We start from the raw sequence: 25,865 nt of genomic DNA on the forward strand, positions 1-25,865 counted from the left end.
TCAGAGTTTGCTCCCTCACTCTTTTCCTTGCCCTTGGCCGTTCACCACAATGTTAACATTTTCGTTAAACCTCACCCAAGCAGGTTCAAGGGGGATATAATTCGAGTATCGCTATATATTTAAATATATAGCGATACTCGACGATATGTTCCGGTACATTGCGCTGCATCAGGCTTCAAGGCAGCCGCGACCTATTGAGGTTTTACTATGCTAATCCTTATTCTCGCCTATTTTGGCGGCATTTTGACCATCGCCAGTCCCTGCATTTTGCCGGTATTGCCTTTCGTTTTTGCTCGCTCCGACCAATCTTTTCTGAAATCAGGTTTACCCTTGCTGGCCGGAATGGCGCTGACATTTACGCTGGTTGCCACGCTGGCCGCAGTAGGCGGAGGATGGGTGGTGCAGGCCAATCAGTACGGACGCTGGGTTGCACTGGTGCTGATGGCATTTTTCGGCGTCACGCTGCTGTTCCCGCACATTGGTGACAGAGTGATGCGCCCGCTGGTCTCGGCCGGTAACAAGGTAAGTGAAGCGGCGACCAGCAGTAAAAAATCGCCAACCCGCACCTCTTTCCTGCTGGGTATTGCAACCGGGCTGCTTTGGGCACCGTGTGCAGGCCCGATCCTTGGATTAGTACTCACTGGCGCAGCGCTGCAAGGGGCTAACGTCGGCTCTAGCCTGCTGCTGTTAGCCTACGCCGCGGGCGCCGTGACCTCTTTAATGCTGGCCCTGCTGATCGGTGGCAAAGTTTTCACCGCCATGAAACGCTCTTTGGGTGCGGGGGAATGGATACGCCGAGGGATTGGCGCAGCGATGCTGATAGGCGTGGTGGCCATTGCACTGGGTCTGGATACCGGCCTGCTGACGCGCCTTTCCAATGAAACCACCAGCGGCCTTGAGCAAAAGCTGGTCGATAAATTTGGTCTAAGCCGCACCAATAATCAGTCGCCAAGCGCCGCCGACGAGAACGGTGCGCCGGTCTTGAGCGACCTTGGCCCGATGCCCTCTCTAGACGGTGCCGTCCAGTGGCTTAATTCGCCACCGCTGACCCCGCAGGCGCTGAAAGGCAAAGTGGTATTGATAGATTTTTGGACCTATTCCTGCATTAACTGCCTGCGCGCCCTGCCGTACGTTAAGGCGTGGGCGGATAAATACCGCAGCGAAGGACTGGTGGTTATCGGCGTACATGCCCCTGAGTTTGCCTTTGAGCGCAACGTTAATAACGTGATTCAAGAGTCTAAAAAGTTGGGCATCGACTACCCGATTGCGATTGATAATAACTACAGCATCTGGCGTGCCTTTAATAACCAGTATTGGCCGGCTCACTACTTCATTGATGCCAAAGGCGAAATTCGCTATGAACACTTTGGCGAAGGCGAGTATCCGCAGTCGGAGCGCGTTATTCAGCAACTGCTTAAAGAAGCCGGTGCTAAAAACGTCAGCACCTCAATTAGTCAGGTACAGGCAAAAGGCGTAGAACAAGCCGCCGGTCAGGATAGTGACATCTCACCTGAAACCTATCTGGGTTATATGCGTTCACAGCATTTTGCCTCGGACAATAAGGTGACCGATGCACCGGCGGACTTTACCATTTCAGACCGTCTGGACCTCAACGAGTGGGGCCTGCAGGGAAACTGGACCGTGGGTGATGAAAAAATAACCTTAAATAAGCCTAACGGACGCATTACCTATCGTTTCCACGCTCGCGACCTTCATCTCGTATTAGGTCCGCAGGAACAGGGTAAACAGATCCGCTTTAAGGTCACCCTCGACGGTAAAGAGCCTGGCGAGATGCACGGTTCGGACATCTCCGCCAGCGGGGAAGGCGTGGTGACCGACCAGCGACTCTATCAGCTCATACGCCAGCCGGATGCCGGCAGTGAGCACACCTTCACCATCGAGTTTCTTGATGCGGATGTAAATGCCTACGCCTTTACCTTTGGCTGATAGCGAAATCGAATCATCAACTAACAAGCGCGCAGAAAGGGGCTTCTGCGCCACGCTTACTGCCGCACTTGCTGAGCGTAATGTGCCGGTGGCATACCGACATAACGGGTAAATGCGACGCTAAATGCGCTGGCAGAACCATAGCCCACGCACTCTGCAATATCCCCCATGCTGCCTTCTTTGTTTTGCAGCATCTTTCTGGCCAGCGCCATTCTCCAGGCCAGCAAATACTCCATCGGCGCCACGCCAACGGCTTCTCTAAAGCGTTCAAAAAAGCTTGAACGAGACAGCGCCGCCTCTTTTGCCAACTCCACCACCGTCCATCTACGTCCCGGCGTTTTATGCATTTGCCGTATCGCTGCGGCAAGACGCTCGTCGGCTAATCCGCGTAACAATCCCGTAGAGCCTGCGGTTGCGGTCATGGATCGCAACGCTTCTATCAGTAAAACCTCCAACAGGCGCAGTAAAACGACGTCACGAGCAGGTCGGCGCTGACGTGTTTCATCAGCCACCAACTGAACCAGCGTTGAAAGCCTTTTCTCGCCCCGAACCAGCACCAGCTGTGGCAGAAGTGAAACCAGCAGCGCCGCATCCGGCGAGCCGAACTGACAATATCCAATCAGTAATTGCACCTCTGGCTCCCCTTGTGGAGAACCTATTCGGTAGACTCCCTCAGGATGCAAGGTTGGAGAACTGCTGACTTCTATAGAAAGCTCGGGAGGATAACTTGATGTCGAAAAATCCGATGCTGCCGGGATAAGCACAAAATCGCCCTTTTGCAGAGTAAGCGGCGGTTGCCCATTAAGCTCCAGACTGCAACATCCTTCCAGGATCACCCCATAAAACGGCTTTTCGCTTTGCGTACGATGTGCACGCCATATTCCTGCGCCGTGGACGAGTTTCGAAAAAGGGGCCTGAGGCTGGAGCAACGTAACCACCTCGGCAAGAGGATCGTTCATAACCGGACTCCAACGAATGAAAACTGGACTTTGCAATGTATTAAGTACGGCCGATGGCGCGTAGAGTCAAGTTCTAACGATTTATCTTCAGGAGTTATAATGAAAACTGTGCTGATTACTGGCTGTTCCTCCGGCTTTGGGTTAGAGACCGCAGGCTATTTCTTAAAACAAGGTTGGAAGGTCATTGCCACCATGCGTACCCCGCGTGAAGACCTGCTGCCGCGCTCCGAACACCTGCGCCTGCTTGCCCTTGATGTGACCGACGCAGAAAGCATTCACCACGCGGTTGAAGCCGCCGGTCCCATTGACGCACTGGTCAACAATGCGGGTATTGGCTTGCTGAGTGCTATCGAAGGTACCTCAATGGATCTCGCTCGTGATATTTTCAACACCAATACTTTTGGCACAATGGCGCTGTGTAAGGCGTTTATTCCACAGTTCAGACAGCGAAAATCAGGTGTGATTATAAACGTGACGTCTACGGTCACACTAAAAGCGATCCCGCTGCTTGCCGTTTATACCGCCAGCAAGGCCGCGGTTAATGCCTTTACAGAATCGCTGGCGCTCGAACTCGCGCCCTTTAATATTCGGGTGGGTCTGGTGCTGCCGGGGTTGGCTCCCTCCACCGATTTTGGCAAAAATGCGGCATCGAGAATGCAAAACGTCTTTCCCGAGCCGTATGAGGCTTTTGCCGCGAATTTTTTTGCCAACGCTAAAAACACTGCCGTTGTTACCTACGCGGCCGACGTGGCGCACGCGGTGTGGCAGGCGGTAAACGACCCTTCAGCCCCCATGCGCATCCCCGCCGGTGCCGACGCCGTTGCACTTGCCGCACAGAGCCTTTAGCGTATTGAGAGTAAAGTCAGTAATACCGTAACCCGAAGCCAATGGTTAGGCTTTGGGTTACTCGTCCGAGAAAAAACCGTAACGCCGTTTTATCAAAAAACTACACCACCGCATCCCACAGCAAAGAAACTCCGGCAATCAGCAGCATGGCGTCAATCAACCGATTAAAGACGTTTTCTGAAAGTCTGAGCACAAATCTTTTGCCTATCAGGGTGCCCATAATCAAGGTGCTGCCGACCAAAATGCCGCAAATAAATACCGATGCGGGCAGTGCGCCGATAGCTTCAAAGGTTGAGGCTTTAGCCAAATAGATAGCAAATGAGGCGGCGGCTTCGGTAGATAACAACGCGCCTTTGACTAGGCCGTATCCGGCAAATATAGGGATCGTTATCGGACCGGTTGAGAACACCACGCCGGTCAAATATCCGACCACCGCCCCGACTAGCGCCAACTGGACACTGGTCAACGTGAAGGCCTGTGCTTTTGCCCATCGACGCAGGGGAATGAGCAGCAAAAAGAACAGTCCGATACAGAGGTTTGATAATTCAACCGGCATGACCCATAGCGTGTTTGCCCCCAGAACAGCCGCAGGAATACCGGGGATGGCATAAAGCATAAATGCTTTATAATTGATCTCTTTGCGCCATAAAATCACCCGCGACACGTTGCCCATAATAGCGGCAATGGCCATGATAGGAATAGCCGCCTTGGGGCCAAAAGTGTAGGTCAAAGCCGGTAACAGCATGATGGATGACCCCGTGCCAACTACGCCGCTAAGGGTCCCAGCCAGAACCCCAATCAAGATAATAACGAGATACATCACCGAATTTATTTCCTGCAAGTCTTCATTAACGCGATGTTAGCGGTTAAAAAATTACAATACTCGTGCTAAAACATCACATAACCGTGACTTTAAAGGACAGTAAATGCACCCTCTTCCTCCCCTGACAGCGCTGAAGGCTTTTCTGGTTGCCTGTCATGCAGGCAGTTATACCGCAGCGGCCAAAGAGCTGTGCATCACTCACGGCGCGATAAGCCGTCAAATTCAGGTGGTTGAAAAGTGGTTTGGGGTAAATTTATTCAGCAAGGAGGGTCAGCGGCGTGTACCTACCCCCTACGCCTTGACGCTGGCCCGTGAACTCGGTAGCGCCTTTGACACGCTTTCTGATATTGCGCTGCGTTATGGAAACGGCGGGCGGAATAATGTGTTTAACATCAGCGTGCCAACTACCCTGAGTTTAAAGTGGCTGCTCCCACGAATTGACGATTTTTACGCCCGTTACCCACAGGCTAATTTGCAAATATCCACCGCCAATACCGAACAGCTGCATATTATCGGTCATTATGACCTGTTAATTCGTCGAGAAATCAGCGCGGTGGAGTATTCGGCCATTGCGTTCTTGCAGGACCAGCATTGTCTAATGGCCTCACCGGCGCTGCTTAAACGCTATCCCATTGAGAAACCAGCAGATGTTTTGTTGTGCCCACGGATTGAGACGTTGACTCGCCCAGGCCACTGGAATCAATGGTTTGCCGCGGCGGGCCTGCAACAAATGCCGGTAAGCGGTTTTAGACGTTACGATCATTTTCACGTTTCGCTGCACGCGATGCTTGAAGGGATTGGCGTCGGTCTAGGACCGATCAAGACGCTGTCTACCGAAATTGCGCGTGGTAATCTTGTTCCGCTGTTTACACAAAACACCGTGGCGCCGTGCCTGTATCAGGCGCTGACGCCAGTTGGGGTGCAGAAAACCGTTTTACACCAAGATTTTGAACGCTGGCTGGTCAATCAGGACGGACTCTCTGAGGAATAATAATCCGTCACTTCAGCTCTATGCCTGACTGTTGATTACCGTCGTCATTTGTTGCTCTTTTCTTTGCTTCATTTTCCAAAAAATGAACAGCATGATGAACCACAGCGGCGTGGCACAAAGTGCAGAAAGTGTGTCTGGGTCGAACAGCATAATGACAATCGTAAAGGCAAAAAACGCCAGGCTGAGCCAAGTCATCACAATACCCGCAGGCATTTTAAATGAGGATGCGGCGTGCAAATCAGGGCGCTTTTTGCGATAAACCAGATAAGAAATCAGGATCATCGCCCAACTGTAAATCACCAAAATTGCTGCCAGAGTAGAAACGATAGTGAACAGCGTCATCACGTTCGGCACTAAAAACAGTAAAAGTGTGCCGCTGAGCATGCAAAAACAAGAGAATAACAGGCTGCGTATGGGGATTAACGTGGTTCTCGAAAGGATTCGGAACTGCCAATGGGCGTGTTTCTCGATAGACAGGCCATAAAGCATACGCGTGCTGGAATAAACGCCGCTGTTAGCCGACGACATAGCCGAGGTCAGAGCAACAAAATTGATCACGGCGGCCGCAGCGGGTAACCCGGCTTTGGCAAAAAGCATCACGAACGGACTAACGTCGGGCGAGATAGCCCCCCAGGACGTTACGCCAATAATCACTGTCATCGACAGCATATAGAAAATAATGATCCGCAGCGGCAGCGCATTGATGGCTTTTGGCAAAATTCGCTGCGGATCCTTGGTCTCCGCGGTCATGGTGCCTAGCAGTTCGATGCCGGTATAAGAAAAAATAGCGATTTGGAATCCGGCCAAAAAACCTGCAATGCCGTGCGGCATAAACACTTCTGGGTCACTAAGGTGATGCATTGAGGCGCGTACACCGTCCGGAGAGGTCCAGCCGGTCGCAATCATCCAGCCACCGGTCAAGATAAGCGCCACAATGGTCACCACTTTGATCAGAGCAAACCAAAACTCCGCCTCGCCAAACATCTTGACCGACAGCATGTTGAACAGGCAAAGCAGCCCGAGTGTGAACAGCGCCGGCGCCCAGGCTGACATATGCGGAAACCAGTACTGCATATAGCCGCCGCACACCACCACGTCGGCAATACAGGTAACAACCCAGCTCAACCAGTAGGACCAGCCGAGAAAAAAACTGGCTTTTGGTCCGAGATAATCCGCGACAAAATCCGCGAACGACCGATAGTCGAGACGCGAAAGCAACACCTCACCCATAGCCCGCATTACCATGTACATGAAAAAGCCAACCAGCATGTAGATGATTAAAATGGAAGTACCGGAAACGGCGATATTTTTCCCTGCGCCCATAAAGAGACCCGTGCCAATTGCCCCCCCTAAGGCAATCATCTGAATATGACGCTCACTGAGGCCCCTGTGCAGTTTCTCAGGGGCATCAAGCTTACCGGCAGCGTTTTCCTGTCGTTCTATTTTCTCGAGGGTCATTGCAATTCCTTTAGCCTTGCAGAAAAGTCATGGAGCGGCGAGTTCAGGATGCATGCTGGCGTTGAGCTTTAACAAAGTCAACACTGAAAAATATCATTTCATTCACTTTTTGACCGGTCTCAAAGTTCTGATAATTGGGAAAAAAAAGTTTATTAGTCACTTTAATGAATATAAACTGCATAAATATTCACTCCTTAGAGGTCTCTATTTCTTGTATAACTATTCACTAATTGAATGCCTCACCGATCACAAATAAGCAATTTGCCGTTGTCGTCCATAAACACTCTTTATAAAAGCTGATAACATTATCACCGCATAGTGAAATGCACTTCTCTTCCTCAGCTTCACAAAATAAATGACTTTATTTAAAAAGGCTTTTTTATGGAAAAGTTATCTTACGCGTCAGAAAGCAGTACATCTCCCTGGACAACCTATCTGCGTCAAATCGATCGCGTCGCCCCTTATCTCGGTGACCTTTCACGCTGGATAGACACCCTACGTCATCCGAAACGCGCGCTGATCGTAGATATTCCCCTGCAAATGGATGACGGTACGATCCGTCATTTTGAAGGCTATCGCGTTCAGCACAACCTCTCGCGCGGCCCGGGAAAAGGCGGTATCCGCTACCACCCTGGTGTTGATCTCAACGAAGTTATGGCGCTTTCGGCGTGGATGACCATCAAGTGTGCGGCCGTGAATCTGCCTTATGGCGGAGCGAAAGGCGGCATTCGCGTTGATCCCTTTGCGCTGTCTGACGGTGAGCTGGAGCGACTGACTCGCCGCTACACGAGCGAAATTGGCATCATTATCGGGCCTCAGAAAGACATTCCGGCACCGGACGTCGGGACTAACAGCAAAGTTATGGCTTGGATCATGGACACGTATTCCATGAACCACGGCACCACCATCACCGGCGTTGTGACCGGTAAGCCGATTCATCTCGGCGGCTCACTAGGCCGCGAAAAAGCCACCGGCCGCGGGGTATTTGTTACCGGACGCGAAGTTGCACGCCGCGCAGGTATTGAAACTGAAGGCGCAAGAGTGGCGATTCAAGGATTTGGTAACGTGGGCAGCGAAGCCGCTCGCCTGTTTGCCGAAATCGGCGCACGGATCGTGGTAATTCAAGACCATACGGCAACCTTGTTTAATGACTCCGGCATCGATATGGCGGCGTTGAGTGAGTGGCAAATCCAGCACAGACAAATTGCAGGCTTCCCGGGTGCACAGGAAATCGACAGCGAAGCCTTCTGGACTACGCCGATGGATATTCTTATTCCTGCGGCACTCGAGGGACAAATCACCCGCGAACGCGCACAGCTGCTCAGTTGTAAATTGGTACTTGAAGGTGCCAACGGCCCAACCTTCCCAGAGGCCGACGACATTTTAGCCGAGCGCGGCGTAATTGTCGTGCCAGACGTGGTGTGCAACGCCGGCGGTGTGACGGTCAGCTACTTTGAGTGGGTACAAGACATGGCCAGCTTCTTCTGGAGCGAAGACGAGATTAATGTGCGTATGGACAAACTCATGACCGACGCCATGGTTCACGTTTGGGACAAAGCAAAAGAGAAGGATTGTTCGCTGCGCACGGCGGCCTATATTGTGGCCTGTGAGCGAATTCTGATGGCGCGTAAAGATCGCGGTATTTATCCTGGCTAATACCCCATTCTAGTCTCTGATTAACGCCACACGTCTATTCTGCGGGTGGCGTTTTTTGTTGATGTCACTTTTTGGCAATGTGGAAAAGTCTTTTTTCTGGCATAAAGAACGGCAGGAAAAATCAGGCAGCAACAGGGTGCCTGAAATAATGGATTTATAATAACTGGGTGAAATTTATGCGTAAATTAACAACTGCATTATTGTGTATCGCCGCGTTATTACCGGCTTCATGGGCAAATGCGCAGGTCATTACTAAAGAACAACAGCAAAAAGTTGAAAAGAAAGGCTTGGGCGGCGGTAAAGGTAACGTGGATGCGGCTTTTGCCTTTACACGCGATAAAGCCAAGCCCGATCAGGCAATTAAAGAGCTAAGCTGGCTGACCCTCAAACCGGGTGACTCGATTGGCTATCACCAGCATAAAGATAATGAAGATGCTTATGTGATTGTTTCTGGCACTGGCACATTTAAAGACACCGACGGTAAAGATTATCCGGTTAAAGCCGGTGATATTACTATTGTCCGCAAAGGCGAATCACACGGATTAAGCAACACGGGCAAAGAGCCGTTAGTGATTATTGACGTTATCGCTGCACAGCAATAATAAACTGTCCTGATAATAGAGCGGTGGCAATAATGATGCCGCTCATGCTGCTAAAGTGTATGGCAATATTGAAAACGATCAGCAAAGGAATAAACAGCCGGGTCAATAACGTTGAAGCCAGCGTTTTAATATCCCACGATGTCTGCCCAATCCACCATCAGACCAGCAAATAGCCTAACGGTAAAAAAATGGTCATTCCGCACCCTGCCCCAGCATACTCAAACATTAGCCTCTGGATTAACAGAGGCTAAAATAAGGGTTAGAGCCCAATAGGCTGGTAGCCCTGCCACTCAGGTCTGAAAGCTTTACCGTGACTGCTCGGGGTTAAATGCACATAAAGATCGCCGATTTTATCCAACAGAATGCAATCATCCACGTCTTTAAGATTATCTTTATGCTGATGCAGTGCACCATTAAGCAAAGACTCTACTCCTCTGACTTTAGCCTCTTGTGCATCTCGGGCGACAAACAAATCAAAGGCGTGTAATTCAGCCAACGTCGAAGGGTCATAGGCACCGGCATTAACAAAAAACAGCTTTTTATCGTCCGCCGCAGGCGTCGCCGACAGTGAAACGGCATAGCCGTCCGCCCAATTAATACGCGCATAACCATCAATGTGCACTTTATCCGCGTCGCCAAACCATGCTTCACGCAGCGCAGGCCAAGCATGCTCCGGCTGCTCGGCTGCTACAAACTGAATATCGTGAACTTCAATATTTGATCTTCCGGCATTGCCGCCTAAGTAAAACATATACAGGTACAATCTGAGTTCCTCTTAAATATTACGCCTTCAATGGGGTAAGACAGTACCTTACAATCGCTATATAATAAATAATATAGCGATTAGATAATTAGCAAAAATTTAGCATCTTCTATTCTTATTTACCGGTGGCGGAGAGTAGAGCCACCGTAATAAATGCACGATATTTAATATTTTGCTTAAACCGGCTGCCAGCGATAATGGTCGCCTTCACGGTTAACGTAGCCGACGGAGCTGCCTTCAAAATGAGAGCTGAAATACAGCGTGTGACTCTGTGCCATCTGTTCCAGAATCTGCTGGCGAGTCTCTATCGCCAGGGGCTTATCTACGCAAAATACCGAGACTAACTGGGGGTTTTTAACCTGTTCCAGACAATGCATCACGTCTCCGGCAAATAATCCCTGCTCTCCCTCGGAGCTAAAACGGATCGACATATGACCCACGCAGTGGCCGGGCGTGGGAATATATTCAAAATGTTGGTCTACCGTTCCCCCCGCTGCGGGGATAAAATCGGCTAAACCGGCGGCAACGATTGGCGCAACGCTGTCGGTAAAAGCAGCATATCCCGCCACGGCTCGGCCTTCTTCGGTGAGATAAAACTCATAGCCTTCTTTAGGAAACACATAGCGCGCATTGGGAAAAGTGGGTTGCCATTCACCGTCTTTGAAAGTTGTATTCCAACCTACGTGGTCAGTATGAATATGCGTCATCAAGACATAATCGACCTGATCAGGAGTTACACCCTGCTCGGCCAATCGCTCTAAATAAGGGTTATCGAGATGATTGAATAACGCCGAGGCGCGGGTCTTGCCCTTGCCCACTCCAGCATCAATCAAATATATTTTCCCTTCATTTTTCACCAACCAGCTGTGCACACTGAGCGGCACAACAGGCGTGTCGTCGGCCCAGTCGGGGAAGAGATAGGTTGAACCAAATTCAAGCGTAGTTTCAAATATTTTAGCGACCGTAGCCTGGCCCAAAGCATGTGTAATAGAGGTTTGAGACATGAGGAACTCCAATTAATACTGACAGGTATCAACATAATGAGCACATACGTCACCATAGTGCTCAAATGACAACAGAGTAGTTCCTTTAATTTACTGAAGATAGTGCAGTTAATCATTACCAAAGTGAGCTAACGAGGTAAAACATAAGAAGCTAAAAATTACGCTTATCGCGCGCGTAAAGTGCCGAGTCAAATGAAATGCAGAAAGTCTCATGCACGTGGCATAAATAGCACCGTATCGAAGAGAGAAACCGTGAATGACAGGGCCGTTATATGGCCTTTGTTTGATCTAGAATCTTGAACGAAATGGCTGTTTTCGATTTTAAATCACTTCACCCGGAGATCGTCATAAGAAACCATCACATGCTCGACGAAAGCCGGACGCTGCTTCAGTCGTTCATAGTATTGCTCCAGGGCCGGAAACGATTCGCGCTCAATATCGATGTCAAAATAACGGTAGAGAATATGCCCGAACTGCACATCGGCAAGTGTAAAACCCTCACCGGCAATATAGGCGTGCTTGCTGAGCTGGACTTCGGCAACATCTAAAAATTTATTCAATACCTTCATTGCGTTATCGATGGCTGGTTGGTCTCTGTCTTTGCTGGCGGTTCGCACTACTCGCCAAAAAAGCGGGGCCGTAAAGCTGTGCGAGACGCTGACTTTGGCCCATTCCGTCCATTTATCAACCTGCGCGCACTCTGCCGCACTCGACGGCCAAAAAGCCTCATTGCCATACACTCTCGCGATATAACGCAGGATGGCGCCGGTTTCCCACAACGGTTCATCGTCACCGTCCTGCAATACCGGCACGGTACCGTTGGGGTTCATCGCTAAAAATTCCGGCGTATCGTTGCCGCCAAAACGATGACCGATATCATAACGTTCATAAGGTAAATTCAATTCACCCACACACCACATCAAAGCCTGCACGTTCGATGATGTCTTTCTGCCCCAAATTTTAAGCACAACGCCTCCGGTTAACTATTACCCTATCCATTACCGCATCTACCTGTGCTATTTTCTCTGTGCCACAGGCCGCTAAACTATACCTCTATTACGGCTGAAGAGTGTCAACCGGCTATCGCAAAAAGTAAGGAAACAACATGAAGGTGCCCGACTTTATAAGATTATTGACGTTAGCTGCCATTTGGGGAGCCAGTTTCCTGTTTATGCGTATTGCGGCACCTGAATTTGGAGCGATTAATACCGCGTTTCTACGGGTGCTTTTCGGCTGTAGCGGACTGGCTATTATTTTGCTGATGATGCGAAAAAAGATAGCCTTTAACGGCAAAACTCGGCAAGCGCTGCTGCTTGGCGCGATCAACTCGGGTTTGCCGTTTCTGATGTATTGCCTGGCCGCCCGCTGGCTGCCTGCGGGATACTCCGCCATTTTAAATGCCACCACCCCACTGATGGGCGCGGTGATCGGTTTTTCCTTTTTTGGCGCCACGTTGAACGTCAAGAAGTGGGCAGGCGTGTTTCTTGGACTCGCGGGGATAGTGCTGATAACGTCCACCGGAGAGATGCATTCGACCGCTGACCTGGTGTGGGGCGTAATAGCATGCCTTATTGCCACCGCCTGCTATGGCGTAGCCGGTTTTCTGGCTAAAAAATGGATTTCAGACAAGGGAGGTCTTGAGCCCACGATAGTCGCCTTCGGCAGCCAACTGGGTGCAACCCTGTTCCTTCTGCCTTTCTTTGGCTACACCCTTGCATTCGGACCGGCGGTGAACTGGGCACAGCCCGAGGTGTGGGGCAGCGTGCTGGGGGTTGGTCTACTCTGTACAGCAGTGGCCTATATCCTCTATTTCCGCCTCATCAGCGATATTGGGCCACTCAAAACGCTGTCGGTCACATTTCTGATCCCGCCGTTTGGCGTTTTCTGGAGTTATTTAGTGCTAGGCGAAGAGATTAACTCCGGCTTTATCTTCGGCGGCGTGATTATTTGTATTGCCGTGTGGTTAGCAGTGAGTCCTGATAAAAAGCGCGTGGAGATTATTAGCCTGGCCGATAAGTAAGCCTCAGATTCAATGCTCTTATCGTTCAATCGTTGCTCCACTGTGCCTTAACGGCCTCAATAATAAAGTCCATAACTGCGCGGATTTGCGGCGTATGCCGCAGGTCCGCATGAACCACTATCCAGATTTCTCTGGCAAACGCCTCGCCATCAAAACGTAAACGCTGCAATTGAGGGTCACCGTCGCCCAGAAAGCACGGCAGTCCGGCGACGCCAATACCGGTGCGCACCGCCACGCACTGACTGGTGATATCGCTGACTTCGCACACAACTCGCCGACCGTTTGCTACTTCAAGCAGCCACTTTTGGTGGGTCATCTCCGAAAGCGATGCATCGTAGGCAATAAACTCCCAGCTTTCGGGCGTTTTTGCATGCTCATAATCTTTGCTGGCGTAAAGCGCAAACGGCATTAAACCAATCTTGCGCGCCACACTGCTCTGCTCGGTAGGCCGAAACAGGCGCACGGCAATGTCGGCCTCACGACGGCTGAGTGAAACACTTTGTACCTGACTGGCAATAGAAAGCTGAATATCCGGATAGCGCTGGCGAAAAGCAAACAATTGTTTTGCCAAAAAATTGGCCGCCAGCACTGGCGGGGCACTGACCGACACCTTGCCCACCAGCGGTAACTGTGCAGCGCGAGTCGCTCTTTCGACAGCAAACGCACTGACTTCCATTTGGGCGGCTAACTGAGCCACCTGTTCACCCAGCGGCGTGAGCAGGCAGGCGCGAGGTTGTCTGTCGACCAACCGCACCTGCAGCTTCTCTTCCAGCAGATTCAGGCGACGGCTTACCGTCGCGTGATCGACATGCATTGCCCGCGCCGCGCCCGACAGGCTACCGGCCTGCGCCACGGCGAGAAAGAATCGTAAATCTTGCCAGTCAAACATCTGTGCATATTTCCCAGTCTGCCATGTGCATATACTGAATTTTCGCACGCATGATTTCAACCTATGATTGCTCAATCTTATTATCAGGTGAGCCATCTATGCATAATCAATCCCATCGGCAGCTGCGCTTTATACAATTTGCCGCATGCCTCGGTTTTATCATTGTCCTTCTCGACGTGAGCGTGGTCAACGTGGCGCTTGAGGCATTGCACATAAAATTTCACACAAAAATCAATAATTTACAATGGATTGTTAATGCCTACGCGCTGGTCTTTGCCGCGCTATTGTTAACAGCGGGGGCACTGGGAGACCGACTGGGCGCTAAGCGCGTTTTTATGGTTGGCTTCGCCATTTTTACCCTTGGCTCGGCGGGATGCGGGCTTGCTCCCACACTTTCAGCCCTGATTACAGCGCGAGTTGTTCAGGGCTTGGGCGCGGCACTATTAGTGCCAGCCTCGCTTTCGCTGCTGCGCCAGGTATTTTTAGATGATGAGGCAAGAAGCCGCGCCGTGGGTTGGTGGGCGGCATCGGGCGGAATAGCCTTGGCGGCAGGCCCAGTCATAGGCGGCCTGCTGATAACCAGCATCGGATGGCGCAGTATTTTTTTGATTAATCTCCCGCTGGGCCTGCTGGGCCTATGGGTTGTCGGCCGCTATGCGCCAACTTCACCGGTACAGCCCACGAAAAGCCTCGATATTACGGGGCAGATAACCGGCGCACTCACACTGGCGGCGCTCACTATTGCGCTGACAGAGGCGAGCAGTCTGGGTTGGGAAAACCCATTGATTGCCGTCGCGTTTGCGTGTTTCGTTTTGTTGGGCACTGTGTTTCTGTGGCTTGAGGCACGCAGCCCTTCACCGATGTTGCCGCTCAGTTTATTTCGTAACGCCCCCCTGCGCAGCGCAACGATCATTGGACTGCTGGCTAATCTGACTTTTTATGGCACGGTGTTTACCCTCAGCCTTTATTTTCAGTTTATTCGCGGGTTTACCCCACTGCAAACCGGTATGGCCTTCTTGCCGATGATGGGGGTTTTGGTTGTTTTCAATATCACGGCGGGACGTTTGGTGACGAAGGTGGGAGCGAGAACTCTCGCGGTGAGTGGCTTGCTCATCTCGGCCTGCGGCTATGCACTGTTTTTACCCGGCATTGTGGTCGCATCTTATCCGTTGCTGGTTATCCCGATGCTGATTGCTGGTGGCGGCACTGCCCTGACCATTCCCACCATTACCAACGCTGCGCTGGCGGCAGTGGCGGGCAAGCAGGCTGGTATCGCCTCTGGCCTGCTGAATGCCTCAAGGCAGATAGGTGGAGTCATTGGCGTCGCGCTATTTGGCTTTTTGGTACGCAATCAACAGCCCACCTTTTTTATGTACGGATTCGAACAGGTGGTGATTGTTTCTGCCCTGCTTCTGCTTGTTGCCGCAGGCGTAGCCATACAGGGCTTGCCAGCGCGTAAGGGCTGGACGCGCGCGGTTGGGAGGCAGTGAAACAGAAGTTGCAAACTTAACCCCGCTGACAGTCAGTCCCCGCAGCCTCTGCCTTATGAAACGCTGCCCACACCGGGCAGCGTGGCTTATCGCACAGCAGGATTACCCTACTGATCCTGTCTTATCGACAGCGCCGTGGCGCTGGCCGCGTCAAACAGTGAGAGGCTTTCAATCTGCTCGACCATAATCACCTTGCGAAAATCCATTGCCGAGCGCGGAGACGAATCCAGTGAGATGTCATGTTCGTCGTACCACGCGCTGTAGTTATGCTCTATGCACAGACTCATGGCTTTACCTTCACGATAACCACTGAGCATGGGCACGATCACCACGTTGGCGGTCGCGCTATTTTCGAACGATGCAGTGTGCACCATGCCAATATAAATACGTCGAGATTTCAACGTGATCCATGCCAAATGCCCCTCTTCCATACATTGAAACAGCAATCCTTCAACGCCGTTTGAATGGGTTAGCCTTTTGTAGAGTTCTTTTCTGCCCGCGCTGTTTAAGCGCGCACTGCCCGCCCAGTTAGAGCGATAAATACAGAATATAACCGCCAGGGTCAGCATAATCACCACGGGAGCCTGAATACCCAGAAAGCTCCAGTTGATGAAGTCCATTTGCATGTGGTGATAGCGGTCCGCCAGTGAATATGAGGTCAGATTCATAATGCCGGAAGCGATAAAAAGAACTAACCAAATCAATGCAGTAGCAACCAAACCCTGCAGGACAAAAATGCAGCCATATAAGGCGACCAGAAAATAGACGTCCCAGCCAAAGGTGCGCTTAAATTTAAAGCGGGTCGACAGGTCGCGGCTGGTGTACCAGTAACCACAGACCATCAGTACCATAAAGACAGCTGTTCCCATCTTAAACTCTCCTGAGTGCCTGAACGTGCCGCTGGAAATCCTCTTTCACTTCATTGCTTTTGATATTTACCGAGGCAACACCATCCTCGTTGATAATAATGCGCTCGCCCTCCTCAATCGCTTCCTCAACGTCGCGTCGACTCAACACCTGCAGCAGCGATTCAGGGCTGGAAAATATTGATAATACGAATTTATGCATCGCGGCCTCCATGGATTAATTAATAAGCATGGCAGGCGATATCGCATCTATCCATAAGATAGTTGACGGTTTTATCTTGAAGGGGAAATTTAGGAAAATACGCAATGGGAATGCCGAATGACATTCCCACACTCACGCGAGAGAGGTTACTGAAGAGGCCCACCAAGAATAGTTTCACACATGCCGGCCAGAATACGCTCACCGGTTTCCTGTTTGAGGTCCCGATACCACTGTTCGGTGACTGCCATCTCTTTGCCGTGGGTGACATCGCAGCGCTTGCGGGCCTTTAGCACCAGGTCTTTAACGCGATCGGCGCGTTTTTCCTGATAGCGCAACAGCGCATCTTCAATACCGAGCGAATTGGTTTGCAGCATGGTCGCCAGCACCACCGCGTCCTCCATTGCCGCGCAGCCACCCTGCCCAATGTCCGGGGTGGTGCTGTGAGCCGAGTCACCCAGCAGCGCAATGCGCCCCTTAACCAGTTTCTCAAAGGGTTCGATGTCGTGAATTTCAACCCGATTGGTGGTTTGCGGATTAATTTGAGCAATAAGTTTTTGTACCGGCTCCGCCCAGCCCGCGAAATAACCCTGCAAATCTTCGCACACCGTGCTGCGATCCTGCGCCAACCCTTTTGGCAGCGGCACGTCAAAGAAGAAGTAGAATCGGTTGCCGCTCACCGGCATCAGCGAAACACGCTTGCCTTCCCCCACGAAAGTGGTCCACTGATCGGCCGGAGCAATGCTTTCGTCAATCTCGACCAGACCGTTCCAGTTAACATAACCTGCATAGCGACGCTCGGTAGCGTAGCCCAGCACGTGTTTACGGATCACAGAATGCGTGCCGTCGGCGGCAATCAGCAGGTCACCGGTGGCGGAAGTTCCGTCGTCAAACCACGCCGTTACGCCACTCGCTGATTCTTCAACGTGAGTCACACGCTTGCCAAACTGCACGTCGTTGCGGCCATAGGCGTCGAGGAGCATCGCCTGCAACTCGGCGCGCGCCACCGGATACGGCTGTTCGCCTACGCATTGAATCAGCGGGTCCATGCTGAAACGCGTTAGGGTCTGGCCCTGCTGGTAATCATTGTAAGCCATGTAGCGCATCTGTCCGCCAAGCTGGCGCAGCGCATCTTTCATGCCGAGATAATTCAGGCATTTCACGCCATTAGGCCAGATGGAAATCGCCGCGCCCACCGGTTTGATCTCTTTTACTGCCTCAAAGACCGCAGTTTCGATCCCAAAACGTTTAAGCGCGATTGCCGCACACGTCCCACCAATTCCACCACCAATCACCACAGCTTTCATTTGCTTCTCCTTAAGGTCTCTTTAGGAAAAAGCAATTTCTGTACCAGATTGATTACTGAAGGCAAAATCGCGCCAAGCCTTTGTATACAATCGTTGTATACAAGGCCAATTGAAACAATCGTTACAGCACGAAAAAATACGCACCATAAAAAAGCACATTTCTAAAGCAACGAACCAAAGCGGTGCGTGCTTTAGGCCTTCAACCCCGCGGCCAGCAGGCGAAAAGCATCAATCGCTTTTTCTAAAATGGCATGAGGGTCATCCGCTGCCGCAATCCACAGGGCAGCATTAAGCGCAGCGCCGTTGAGCAAGCGCGCCGCTGCCTCGGGATCGACAGGTTTCAAGGTTCCCTCATCAATCAACGTTTGGATGGTGATTGCCGCCCTGCGCAAACAGGCATTCTGATTCGGCCAGTTCGAGGGGTCTCCCAGCACCGCCGCGCCGTCTAGCAGCATAACGCGCTGGATTTCAGGTTCCAGCGCCATCTCGATATAGGTGATGTTTTCGGCCAAAAATCCCGACCACGCATCGTCTGCCTGTGCCTGAATTTTGTGCAGACGCGCCAGCATCTCAAGATCCATCTGGTCGATAACCGCCTGCAGCAGGCCCTTTTTATCACCAAAGTTGTGGTAAAGCGCGCCGCGCGTCAGGCCCACTTCTGCCGTTAATTCATCCATCGAGGCTGCCGCATAGCCCTTTTCTGCAAAGGCTTTACGCGCGGCCTGAATGAGTTTAGCGCGAGTTTCCTCGACTTTCTGCTCACGTTTTTTTGCCACTTTTCACTCTCCCGCAATAATATACGCCACGTATGTTATTTGACATACGCCACGTATGTAGGATATTAATACATACGCAGCGTATGTTAACACCGATTTCCCCCCTTGTCAGATGTCTAGCTGAAACCTAAAACGTGTTCTAACAGGAGCTAATCCATGAGTAAACGTGAAGCCATCTTCCCCGCCGGTCGCCAGGCACTGTATGAAATTAATAAGTATTCGGCGGCTATTCGCTCAGGCGATTTATTGTTTGTATCGGGACAGGTCGGCAGTAGAGAGGACGGCTCGCCCGACCCCGTTTTCGAGAAACAGGTCCAGCTCGCCTTTGAGAATCTTGTGGCAGTACTGGCCGCAGCCGGATGCACAATCGACGACGTCATTGACGTCACGAGTTTCCACACCGACCCCGCCAACCAGTGGGAAACGCTCAACGCGGTCAGACTCAAGGCCTTTGGAGAACCGCCTTATCCGAACTGGACCGCCGTCGGCGTAAACTGGTTGGCCGGTTTTGACTTCGAAATCAAAGTCATCGCGAGGATCCCACCGGCGTCTTAAGACTGTGCCGCAACAAGCTGCTGCACAAACTCAATGAAGGCGCGCACCTTGGCAGGCGGTAAATGTCGCGACGGGTACAGTGCGTAAAGAGTGAATTTCTCACCCGTCCAGGTGGGCAGCAGCTCGACCAGCAGGCCTTGGGCAATTAAATCACGCACCCCTTCGGCTTTCATTCGCGCTATACCCGCGCCCGCCAGACAGGCAGTCAATAAAGTTTCAGACTCGTTAACCAGCAGTCGGCTGGTAATTTTGGCCGGCGCTGTTTTTCCCTCTTGAGTGTACTCCCACTCCAACGGCAGCCCTGTCATTGAACTTCGCATCTGAATGCATGAATGGCTGGCCAAATCGGCCGGCGTTTGCGGCACCCCGTGTTTTTTTAGATATTTTGGCGAGGCGACGGTCACCGTTTTAGTCTCGAGCAGCCTGCGGGCAATAAGCGATGATGAAGGTGGTTGGCCAAAACGTACGGCAATATCGAATCCTTCTCCCACGATGTCGCCCAGCTGATCAAGCACCATAACGTCAAGCGACAGCCCCGGATATTTATCCAGAAATTCACTGAGGTGCGGCGCGAGTATTCTGCGCGAAAAATAAGCATCGACGTTAACGCGAAGCCGTCCGTGAACGGCGGTAGAAGCCCCCGACGCCAAGCTGACGGCGTCGCCGATTCCCGCCAAAAGCGGGCTAATTTCCTCGTACAGCCGTCGCCCCTCATCGGTGAGTGTGACTGCTCGCGTAGTACGGTCGAACAACCGTATACCGATGCTAGCTTCGAGTCGGCTCACTGAGCGGCTAACGCCAGACGGTGAGAGGCTAAGCGCCTGAGCGGCACGCGCAAAGCTGCCGCTGTGCACAATAGCGGCTAATACGTTGATGTTGGCAAGCAGTCTTCCGTCGAAACTCATCGTTCACTCGTGCTTAAAAGTCACTAAAGTTATGCATCAGTGTGCATTCTGTCAACTTAAAACACACCCTATACTCCTTTCCACAGGTGCACTGGCATCCCTTTCGTCATTCACACCATTTAAGGAACCACAGAATGTACGTCATTACAGGTATTACCGGAAAAGTCGGCGGCGCGGTAGCACGCAATTTACTTAACCGTGGTCAGGCGGTGCGCGCGGTTATACGTGACCCGCGTAAGGCAGACGAATGGCAGGCGCTGGGATGCGACATTGCCGTCGCGGATATGTACGACACCGCCGCGCTCAGTAAGGCCTTTAAGGGGGCAGAAGCGGTGTTTATTCTTCCGCCGTCAGATTTCGATCCCGAGCCGGGTTTTCCCGAAGCAAGAAAAGTGATCGCCGCCGTATTCTGTGCGCTTGAATCTGCCAGGCCGCAAAAGGTGGTGTGTCTTTCAACTATTGGCGCGCAGGCGACGCAGACCAATTTACTGACCCAACGCACGCTAATGGAAGAGTCCTTAAACCAGCTAGACCTGCCTGTCACCTTCCTGCGTCCGGGCTGGTTTATGGAAAACTCGGCGCTCGATATTGAAAACGCGCGTCATAACGGCGTTATCGACAGTTATTTGCAGCCGCTCGACAAGCCGGTGCCGATGGTAGCAACCGCCGACGTGGGGCGTGTGTCCGCCGAGTTAATGCAACAAACCTGGACGGGGAAACGTATCATCGAGCTTGAAGGTCCGGTGCGTATTTCACCTAATGACCTGGCCCACGCCTTTGAGGACGTTTTAGGGCATGAGGTTGCCGCCTCTGCGGTGCCACGCGAAACGTGGGAAGCGCTATTTCGCGCACAGGGCGCCAACCATCCCCTGCCGCGCATCCAGATGATCGACGGTTTCAATGAGGAGTGGATCTGCTTTGAGGGGGATATTGCGAACCGGGTGATTGGCGAGGTTGAGCTGACCACCGTGTTGCGCGGCATGCTGGGCTAACGTCTGGCTAAAACGAAGTAGGCCTAAAGCTTAAAAAAATCCGGAGCCATTACTGACTCCGGATTTTTGTTTTCACACCAGTTTCAGTTTACTGATACCTTGCGGCGGCGTTTATCGAGATCTTTAATAAGCTTGTTGACCTGATCATCGGCAAACATTTCTTCAAGGCTGTGCGAAAGTTTGCGCCGCCAGTTGGGGTATTCGTCGCTGGTGCCAGGCACATTAACCGGCACCGACATGTCGAGCCAGTCTTCGGGCTGTAGCCCCAGCAGCGCGCAGGCACTGTCGGCTACGTAGCGCTGCAAACCGCGGTTGAGCACCGGCGTCATTTCCATCATCTCAGCCTGATGCCCGGTTCTTTTCGCAATGCAGTCGTAATAGTGAAGACCATCGAGCAACCCCTGCCGCGCACGGGCGCGATCGGCATAAAGTCCCTGCAACACTTCTTCATCACGATAAAGTCCGAGCGTTTTGCCCAGCGCCAGGTCGTCGCCCTGCCAGTAGCCGCGCAGCGTGGGCAGGTCGTGGGTGGTAATGGTTGCCATCGCCTGAACCGGATACGACTGCGGCGCGCGGAAATTACTCTCTTCATCACGCTCAAAATAGAGCACTTTATACGAGTAAACGCCGGACTCGCGCAGCTTGCTGACAATTTCTACCGGCACGGTGCCAAGATCTTCACCTATCACCATACAGCGGTGGCGCTGGCTTTCGAGTGATAAAATGGCCAGCAAATCGTCAACTGGGTAATGTACGTAGGCGCCTTTATCCGCCGTTTCTCCCGCTGGGATCCACCAAAGTCTTAGCAGAGTCATGACGTGATCGATGCGCAATGCACCACTGTGCGTCATGTTGGCGCGCAACAGGTCGATAAACGGTTGATAGCCGCGTTTAACCATCACGTGTGGGTCCATCGGGCGTAAATCCCAGTTTTGCCCTAAAGGCCCGAGAATATCAGGTGGCGCGCCCACGGCGGCTTTCAGACAATACAGCTCGCCGTCGCTCCAAGTTTCCGCCCCGCCTTCGACCACGCCAACCGCCAGGTCGCGATACAGCCCTATCGACATGCTCTGCTGCTGGCTGAGCTTATAGGCTTTGGCAAGCTGTGTTTCTGCCAACCACTGCAACCATAAATAAAACTCAACGTCTTGGGCGTGCTGCTCGCAAAATGCTCTGACCGCCGGACCGCGTGCATCATGATACTGCTCCGGCCAGCGGTTCCAACCCAGCGCGACGTGATTCTCCTGCGCCAAATGCTGATACAGGGCGTCAAACGCCGCCTGTAAATACAGACTTTCCCCGCCGTTTTTGACGAAATGAGCCAGTGATTTCACCAGCGGGTCGTGCGCTTTACGCCCAAGGAACTGCGCATAGGCCAGCCGCAGCCCCGTAAGTTTTAACGCCATCACCTGCTCGTAGTCGACCCAGTCACTGGCGCGCACGTCCCGCAATTGCTGCTGAGTTTGTGGCAAATTCCACCACTGTTGCGCCTGTTCACTGCGCGTAAAATCGTCGAGTGCGCCGACATCAATATAAATAACGTTTAACCAGCTGCGTGACGACGGGCTGTAAGGACTGGCGGCTACCGGATTTGCCGGATACAGCGCGTGGATCGGATTAAGGCCAACAAATGCCCCTCCACGTTCGGCGACGTTTTTTAGCATCACACTGAGGTCGCCGAAATCGCCAATGCCCCAGTTGTTGGCCGAGCGCAGGGTGTAAAGCTGCACACAGGCGCCCCACAACTTTTTGCCCGACAGCAAGGCATCGGACTCATAGCAGCGTTTTGGCGCCACGATAACTCGGCAATCCCAATGCTGCTCGCCCTGTGTCAGGGTGAGTTTATGATAACCCTCAGGGATTTTTGCCGGCAGCGCCAAGGTCATTTTTCCGCTTACGCGACCCTGCTGAGTCGCGCCCGTTTCAAGCTGTAGCTTCCAGCCGTATTCGCCATCACCGGCTACCGGCAGCGCCAAGCGATTGCCGGTCACAAAAACTTTAACCACAGGCACCGGCGTTACTTGCGCACTGCTGCCGGGCTCCCAGCCCATCGCCGCCAGCAGATCACGCTTGGTTTCGGCAGCTATCGCCTGCTGTTTGCCGTGGGCATTGATGAACCCCGAGGAAATACCGGCCTCTCTGGCAGCCTGTTCCAGTGCTTTGTTCTCCATTGCATCTCCTTATCGCTTTGCCTGCCAAATCCGTTGTTGATAATCACGAATAGAACGGTCGGCGCTAAACATGCCGACGCGCGCGGTATTAAGAATGGTCGTGCGCGTCCACTGATCCTGATTGCGGTATAACGCATCGACTTTTTTCTGCGCCGCGCAGTAGTCGGCGAAGTCCGCCAACACCAGATAAGGGTCACCGCCGCCCAGCAGACTGTCGAGCATCAGGCTAAATGCCTGCTTATCGCCGTTGCTGAAGGTGCCGTCTTCCAGCTCGCCAAGAATGGCATCAAGATGGGCATCTTTTTTACGCAGCGCAAGCGGGTTGTAGCCTTTCGCCAACAGCGCTTTCACCTGATCGACCGTATTACCGAAGATAAAAATGTTCTCTTCACCGACCTGCTCTGCAATCTCGACGTTGGCACCGTCGAGCGTACCGACGGTCAGTGCTCCGTTCAGTGCCAGCTTCATATTGCCGGTACCGGAGGCCTCTTTACCGGCGGTAGAGATCTGCTCTGACACGTCGGCGGCCGGGATCATCAGCTCAGCTACCGAAACCCGATAATCGGGGATGAACACCACTTTCAGTCTGTCGGCCACCTGCGGATCATTGTTAATCTTTTCCGCCACCTTGTTGATAGCAAAGATGATATTTTTGGCGAGGTAATAACCTGGTGCCGCTTTGGCCCCAAACAGGAACACGCGGGGCACGATATCCAGCTGCGGGTTATCGCGCAGTTGGCGATAGAGCGACAAAATGTGCAGCAGGTTCAAATGCTGGCGTTTATATTCGTGCAGGCGCTTAATCTGCACGTCAAAAATAGCCTCCGGATTGAGCGTAATGCCCATTGTGCGGTGAACGTACTCGGCCAGGCGGATTTTGTTCTCACGCTTAATGAGCTGGTATTGCCGGCAAAAATCGGCGTTATCAACCTGACTTTCGAGGTCCTTCAGCGCGTCGAGGTCATTGACCCATTCGGTTTTCAGCGTGGTGTCAATCAGCGTCGACAGTGCGCGATTGCACTGCTTGAGCCAGCGACGTGGCGTAATGCCGTTGGTCACATTGTGAAATTTATTGGGCCACAGCTGATGGTATTCCGGGAACAGGTCTTTCACCACCAGCTCAGAGTGCAGCGCCGCAACGCCGTTTACCGCAAAGCCGCTGACCACGCACAGGTTAGCCATTCTTACCTGTTTATTCTGATGTACGGAGAGCTTTTCCCACACCGCTTTGTTACCTGGCCACTGTTTTTCAACCACTTTTTTGAAACGGGCATTAATCGCCTTGATCAATGAAAAATGGCGAGGCAGTAGGCTTTTAACCAGTTTTTCGTCCCAACATTCCAGCGCTTCGGGCATCAACGTATGGTTGGTATAGGCAAAGGTCCGACTGGTGATGGCCCAGGCGGCGTCCCATTCCAACTGGTACTCGTCGAGCAAAATGCGCAACAGCTCGGGGATCGCAATGGTCGGATGGGTGTCGTTAAGCTGAATCACCTCAAACTCAGGCAAATCCTCAATTTTGCGACCCAGAAAATGATGGCGGCGTAAAATATCGGCCACCGAGCAGGCACATTGGAAATACTGCTGCATCAAGCGAAGTCGTTTTCCCGCCTGATGATTATCATTCGGATACAGCACTTTGGTTAACTTGGCGGCGTCGATACCTTTCTGCTCGGCCTTGAGAAATTCACCGTCGTTAAACAGCGTCAGGTCAAACGGATGAACGTCGGTCGCCTCCCAAAGACGCAGTGGCTGAGTCACGCCGTTTCTATAACCCACCACCGGCAGGTCGCAAGCCTCACCGCGCAGGCTAAATGCCGGACGCCAGTGCTCTTTTCCGTCCTCATTTTTGACCAGCGATCCCCCAAAAGCAACGTCAACCGACAGTGAACTGTTGCGGCTAAACCACGGATAATTTTCGCGATGCCAGTTGTCCGGCGCCTCCTGCTGCTGGCCATCATCAAACGACTGACGAAACAGGCCGTACTGATAATTCAGGCCATAACCGATCGCCGGTTGGCCCACCGTCGCCATCGAATCCAGAAAACAGGCCGCTAAACGTCCGAGTCCCCCGTTGCCCAGCGCCGGATCGGTTTCCTGCTCCAAGATATCGGCCAAGGCTACGCCCTGCTGTTTGAGAGACTCGCTCACCGTGTCGTACCAGCCGAGATTAAGCAGATTGTTGGCGGTCAGTCGGCCAATCAAAAACTCCATCGAGATATAGTTTACGTGGCGCTGCGGCTGATTCTCCGCCTTGGGCAAGGGTTGTGCGCGAAGCTGTTCTGCAAGCGCCGCGCTGGTAGCAAGCCACCACTGGTGTGACGTCATATCCTGCGACTGCTGTAAACCAAATCCCTGCCACTGGCGTTTTAATGCGGCCTCAAACTGCGCTTTATCTAAAGTCACTTGCATCACTTGCCCTCTTTATTCGGAAACCTTTAAAGAAATTTTCACTATGCTGCGGGTTCTTCGCCGGTGGAGCATCATCCCATCGGGGATTAGTCAGGGATGAGACACGGGGCTTAGCGGGTTGAAATTTAGGGTCAGAAAAATTTCGGAAACTACGTGGCTTAAAAGTGTGATGCAGAGCAACTTAACAACATGAAATAAGGTAATAATGTTGCAATAAATATTTCAAAAGCGGAG

23 protein-coding genes are annotated in these 25,865 nt (G+C 52.2%); 9 read left to right on the forward strand and 14 right to left on the reverse strand.

Features of this window, described 5'->3' with window-relative positions; translation table 11 throughout:
• The first annotated feature begins 207 nt into the window (after window positions 1–207).
• Window positions 208–1,947, forward strand: coding sequence for a cytochrome c biogenesis protein DipZ (locus tag GA565_RS14865; RefSeq protein ID WP_152199106.1), 1,740 nt, complete (start codon window positions 208–210; stop codon window positions 1,945–1,947).
• Window positions 1,948–2,003: 56 nt separating this feature from the next.
• Here GA565_RS14865 and GA565_RS14870 read toward each other — a convergent pair whose 3' ends face one another.
• Complete coding sequence (locus GA565_RS14870; RefSeq protein ID WP_152199107.1) at window positions 2,004–2,906, reverse strand: AraC family transcriptional regulator; 903 nt, start codon at window positions 2,904–2,906, stop codon at window positions 2,004–2,006.
• Between the two features lie 99 nt (window positions 2,907–3,005).
• On the opposite strand from GA565_RS14870, the gene GA565_RS14875 reads away from it, so the two are divergent.
• Window positions 3,006–3,752: an SDR family oxidoreductase gene (locus tag GA565_RS14875; protein WP_152199108.1), complete on the forward strand. Its 747-nt coding sequence runs from the start codon at window positions 3,006–3,008 to the stop codon at window positions 3,750–3,752.
• Between the two features lie 100 nt (window positions 3,753–3,852).
• Here the strand turns inward: GA565_RS14875 and GA565_RS14880 are convergent, their stop codons facing one another.
• Complete coding sequence (locus GA565_RS14880) at window positions 3,853–4,572, reverse strand: sulfite exporter TauE/SafE family protein (protein WP_152201528.1); 720 nt, start codon at window positions 4,570–4,572, stop codon at window positions 3,853–3,855.
• Window positions 4,573–4,678: 106 nt separating this feature from the next.
• Between GA565_RS14880 and GA565_RS14885 the strand changes: the two genes are divergently transcribed.
• Window positions 4,679–5,566, forward strand: coding sequence for a LysR substrate-binding domain-containing protein (locus GA565_RS14885; RefSeq protein ID WP_152199109.1), 888 nt, complete (start codon window positions 4,679–4,681; stop codon window positions 5,564–5,566).
• 18 nt (window positions 5,567–5,584) lie between these two features.
• Here the strand turns inward: GA565_RS14885 and GA565_RS14890 are convergent, their stop codons facing one another.
• Window positions 5,585–7,024: an amino acid permease gene (locus GA565_RS14890; protein ID WP_055780613.1), complete on the reverse strand. Its 1,440-nt coding sequence runs from the start codon at window positions 7,022–7,024 to the stop codon at window positions 5,585–5,587.
• Window positions 7,025–7,405: 381 nt separating this feature from the next.
• On the opposite strand from GA565_RS14890, the gene GA565_RS14895 reads away from it, so the two are divergent.
• Window positions 7,406–8,680 carry a Glu/Leu/Phe/Val dehydrogenase gene (locus tag GA565_RS14895; RefSeq protein WP_152199110.1) on the forward strand — a complete coding sequence of 425 codons (1,275 nt, stop codon included), beginning with the start codon at window positions 7,406–7,408 and terminating at the stop codon, window positions 8,678–8,680.
• 176 nt (window positions 8,681–8,856) lie between these two features.
• Entirely contained in the window at window positions 8,857–9,282 is a 426-nt protein-coding gene (locus tag GA565_RS14900) for a cupin domain-containing protein (RefSeq protein WP_193311917.1), read from the forward strand.
• Window positions 9,283–9,541: 259 nt separating this feature from the next.
• Here the strand turns inward: GA565_RS14900 and GA565_RS14905 are convergent, their stop codons facing one another.
• From GA565_RS14905 to GA565_RS14915, 3 genes are all read right to left on the reverse strand, one after another.
• Complete coding sequence (locus GA565_RS14905; protein WP_152199111.1) at window positions 9,542–10,045, reverse strand: DUF1543 domain-containing protein; 504 nt, start codon at window positions 10,043–10,045, stop codon at window positions 9,542–9,544.
• Window positions 10,046–10,221: 176 nt separating this feature from the next.
• A complete protein-coding gene (locus GA565_RS14910; protein WP_152199112.1) occupies window positions 10,222–11,049 on the reverse strand; it encodes an MBL fold metallo-hydrolase in 828 nt (275 codons plus the stop codon).
• Between the two features lie 326 nt (window positions 11,050–11,375).
• Window positions 11,376–12,017: a glutathione S-transferase family protein gene (locus GA565_RS14915; protein WP_152199113.1), complete on the reverse strand. Its 642-nt coding sequence runs from the start codon at window positions 12,015–12,017 to the stop codon at window positions 11,376–11,378.
• Between the two features lie 137 nt (window positions 12,018–12,154).
• Between GA565_RS14915 and GA565_RS14920 the strand changes: the two genes are divergently transcribed.
• Complete coding sequence (locus GA565_RS14920; protein WP_152199114.1) at window positions 12,155–13,069, forward strand: DMT family transporter; 915 nt, start codon at window positions 12,155–12,157, stop codon at window positions 13,067–13,069.
• A 25-nt stretch (window positions 13,070–13,094) separates the two neighbouring features.
• Here the strand turns inward: GA565_RS14920 and GA565_RS14925 are convergent, their stop codons facing one another.
• Window positions 13,095–13,958, reverse strand: a complete 864-nt coding sequence (locus GA565_RS14925; protein ID WP_152199115.1) for a LysR family transcriptional regulator — start codon at window positions 13,956–13,958, stop codon at window positions 13,095–13,097.
• A 98-nt stretch (window positions 13,959–14,056) separates the two neighbouring features.
• Here GA565_RS14925 and GA565_RS14930 point away from each other — a divergent pair, with 98 nt between their 5' ends.
• Window positions 14,057–15,448, forward strand: coding sequence for an MFS transporter (locus GA565_RS14930; protein ID WP_152199116.1), 1,392 nt, complete (start codon window positions 14,057–14,059; stop codon window positions 15,446–15,448).
• A gap of 107 nt (window positions 15,449–15,555) precedes the next feature.
• Here GA565_RS14930 and GA565_RS14935 read toward each other — a convergent pair whose 3' ends face one another.
• The 4 genes from GA565_RS14935 to GA565_RS14950 all read right to left on the reverse strand — a co-directional run bounded on the left by GA565_RS14935 (window position 15,556) and on the right by GA565_RS14950 (window position 18,596).
• Complete coding sequence (locus GA565_RS14935) at window positions 15,556–16,317, reverse strand: hypothetical protein (RefSeq protein ID WP_152199117.1); 762 nt, start codon at window positions 16,315–16,317, stop codon at window positions 15,556–15,558.
• A gap of 1 nt (window position 16,318) precedes the next feature.
• Complete coding sequence (locus tag GA565_RS14940; RefSeq protein WP_152199118.1) at window positions 16,319–16,516, reverse strand: hypothetical protein; 198 nt, start codon at window positions 16,514–16,516, stop codon at window positions 16,319–16,321.
• A 146-nt stretch (window positions 16,517–16,662) separates the two neighbouring features.
• Entirely contained in the window at window positions 16,663–17,820 is a 1,158-nt protein-coding gene (hpxO, locus tag GA565_RS14945; protein WP_152199119.1) for an FAD-dependent urate hydroxylase HpxO, read from the reverse strand.
• Window positions 17,821–18,011: 191 nt separating this feature from the next.
• Window positions 18,012–18,596, reverse strand: a complete 585-nt coding sequence (locus GA565_RS14950) for a TetR/AcrR family transcriptional regulator (RefSeq protein ID WP_152199120.1) — start codon at window positions 18,594–18,596, stop codon at window positions 18,012–18,014.
• A 156-nt stretch (window positions 18,597–18,752) separates the two neighbouring features.
• On the opposite strand from GA565_RS14950, the gene GA565_RS14955 reads away from it, so the two are divergent.
• A complete protein-coding gene (locus GA565_RS14955) occupies window positions 18,753–19,151 on the forward strand; it encodes a RidA family protein (protein ID WP_152199121.1) in 399 nt (132 codons plus the stop codon).
• Here GA565_RS14955 and GA565_RS14960 read toward each other — a convergent pair.
• Complete coding sequence (locus GA565_RS14960; RefSeq protein ID WP_152199122.1) at window positions 19,148–20,056, reverse strand: LysR family transcriptional regulator; 909 nt, start codon at window positions 20,054–20,056, stop codon at window positions 19,148–19,150. The two genes, GA565_RS14955 and GA565_RS14960, sit on opposite strands and share 4 nt — an antisense overlap.
• Before the next feature lie 134 nt (window positions 20,057–20,190).
• Here GA565_RS14960 and GA565_RS14965 point away from each other — a divergent pair, with 134 nt between their 5' ends.
• Window positions 20,191–21,048: an NmrA family NAD(P)-binding protein gene (locus GA565_RS14965; RefSeq protein WP_152199123.1), complete on the forward strand. Its 858-nt coding sequence runs from the start codon at window positions 20,191–20,193 to the stop codon at window positions 21,046–21,048.
• Window positions 21,049–21,131: 83 nt separating this feature from the next.
• Here the strand turns inward: GA565_RS14965 and malQ are convergent, their stop codons facing one another.
• Both malQ and malP read right to left on the reverse strand, forming a co-directional pair.
• Window positions 21,132–23,219 carry a 4-alpha-glucanotransferase gene (gene malQ / locus GA565_RS14970; RefSeq protein WP_152199124.1) on the reverse strand — a complete coding sequence of 696 codons (2,088 nt, stop codon included), beginning with the start codon at window positions 23,217–23,219 and terminating at the stop codon, window positions 21,132–21,134.
• A gap of 9 nt (window positions 23,220–23,228) precedes the next feature.
• Window positions 23,229–25,634, reverse strand: coding sequence for a maltodextrin phosphorylase (gene malP / locus GA565_RS14975; protein ID WP_193311918.1), 2,406 nt, complete (start codon window positions 25,632–25,634; stop codon window positions 23,229–23,231).
• Window positions 25,635–25,865 lie beyond the last annotated feature (231 nt).

Source organism: Rouxiella sp. S1S-2, assembly GCF_009208105.1.
In the GTDB taxonomy this organism is placed as follows: domain Bacteria; phylum Pseudomonadota; class Gammaproteobacteria; order Enterobacterales; family Enterobacteriaceae; genus Rouxiella.

What these genes read in the sequence shown, in the direction of transcription:
- GA565_RS14865 (WP_152199106.1), top strand. Translation starts at nt 208, where the DNA reads ATGCTAATCCTTATTCTCGCCTATTTTGGCGGCATTTTGACCATCGCC.
- GA565_RS14870 (WP_152199107.1), bottom strand. Translation starts at nt 2,906, where the DNA reads ATGAACGATCCTCTTGCCGAGGTGGTTACGTTGCTCCAGCCTCAGGCC.
- GA565_RS14875 (WP_152199108.1), top strand. Translation starts at nt 3,006, where the DNA reads ATGAAAACTGTGCTGATTACTGGCTGTTCCTCCGGCTTTGGGTTAGAG.
- GA565_RS14880 (WP_152201528.1), bottom strand. Translation starts at nt 4,572, where the DNA reads ATGTATCTCGTTATTATCTTGATTGGGGTTCTGGCTGGGACCCTTAGC.
- GA565_RS14885 (WP_152199109.1), top strand. Translation starts at nt 4,679, where the DNA reads ATGCACCCTCTTCCTCCCCTGACAGCGCTGAAGGCTTTTCTGGTTGCC.
- GA565_RS14890 (WP_055780613.1), bottom strand. Translation starts at nt 7,024, where the DNA reads ATGACCCTCGAGAAAATAGAACGACAGGAAAACGCTGCCGGTAAGCTT.
- GA565_RS14895 (WP_152199110.1), top strand. Translation starts at nt 7,406, where the DNA reads ATGGAAAAGTTATCTTACGCGTCAGAAAGCAGTACATCTCCCTGGACA.
- GA565_RS14900 (WP_193311917.1), top strand. Translation starts at nt 8,857, where the DNA reads ATGCGTAAATTAACAACTGCATTATTGTGTATCGCCGCGTTATTACCG.
- GA565_RS14910 (WP_152199112.1), bottom strand. Translation starts at nt 11,049, where the DNA reads ATGTCTCAAACCTCTATTACACATGCTTTGGGCCAGGCTACGGTCGCT.
- GA565_RS14920 (WP_152199114.1), top strand. Translation starts at nt 12,155, where the DNA reads ATGAAGGTGCCCGACTTTATAAGATTATTGACGTTAGCTGCCATTTGG.
- GA565_RS14925 (WP_152199115.1), bottom strand. Translation starts at nt 13,958, where the DNA reads ATGTTTGACTGGCAAGATTTACGATTCTTTCTCGCCGTGGCGCAGGCC.
- GA565_RS14930 (WP_152199116.1), top strand. Translation starts at nt 14,057, where the DNA reads ATGCATAATCAATCCCATCGGCAGCTGCGCTTTATACAATTTGCCGCA.
- GA565_RS14935 (WP_152199117.1), bottom strand. Translation starts at nt 16,317, where the DNA reads ATGGGAACAGCTGTCTTTATGGTACTGATGGTCTGTGGTTACTGGTAC.
- GA565_RS14940 (WP_152199118.1), bottom strand. Translation starts at nt 16,516, where the DNA reads ATGCATAAATTCGTATTATCAATATTTTCCAGCCCTGAATCGCTGCTG.
- hpxO (WP_152199119.1), bottom strand. Translation starts at nt 17,820, where the DNA reads ATGAAAGCTGTGGTGATTGGTGGTGGAATTGGTGGGACGTGTGCGGCA.
- GA565_RS14955 (WP_152199121.1), top strand. Translation starts at nt 18,753, where the DNA reads ATGAGTAAACGTGAAGCCATCTTCCCCGCCGGTCGCCAGGCACTGTAT.
- GA565_RS14960 (WP_152199122.1), bottom strand. Translation starts at nt 20,056, where the DNA reads ATGAGTTTCGACGGAAGACTGCTTGCCAACATCAACGTATTAGCCGCT.
- GA565_RS14965 (WP_152199123.1), top strand. Translation starts at nt 20,191, where the DNA reads ATGTACGTCATTACAGGTATTACCGGAAAAGTCGGCGGCGCGGTAGCA.
- malQ (WP_152199124.1), bottom strand. Translation starts at nt 23,219, where the DNA reads ATGGAGAACAAAGCACTGGAACAGGCTGCCAGAGAGGCCGGTATTTCC.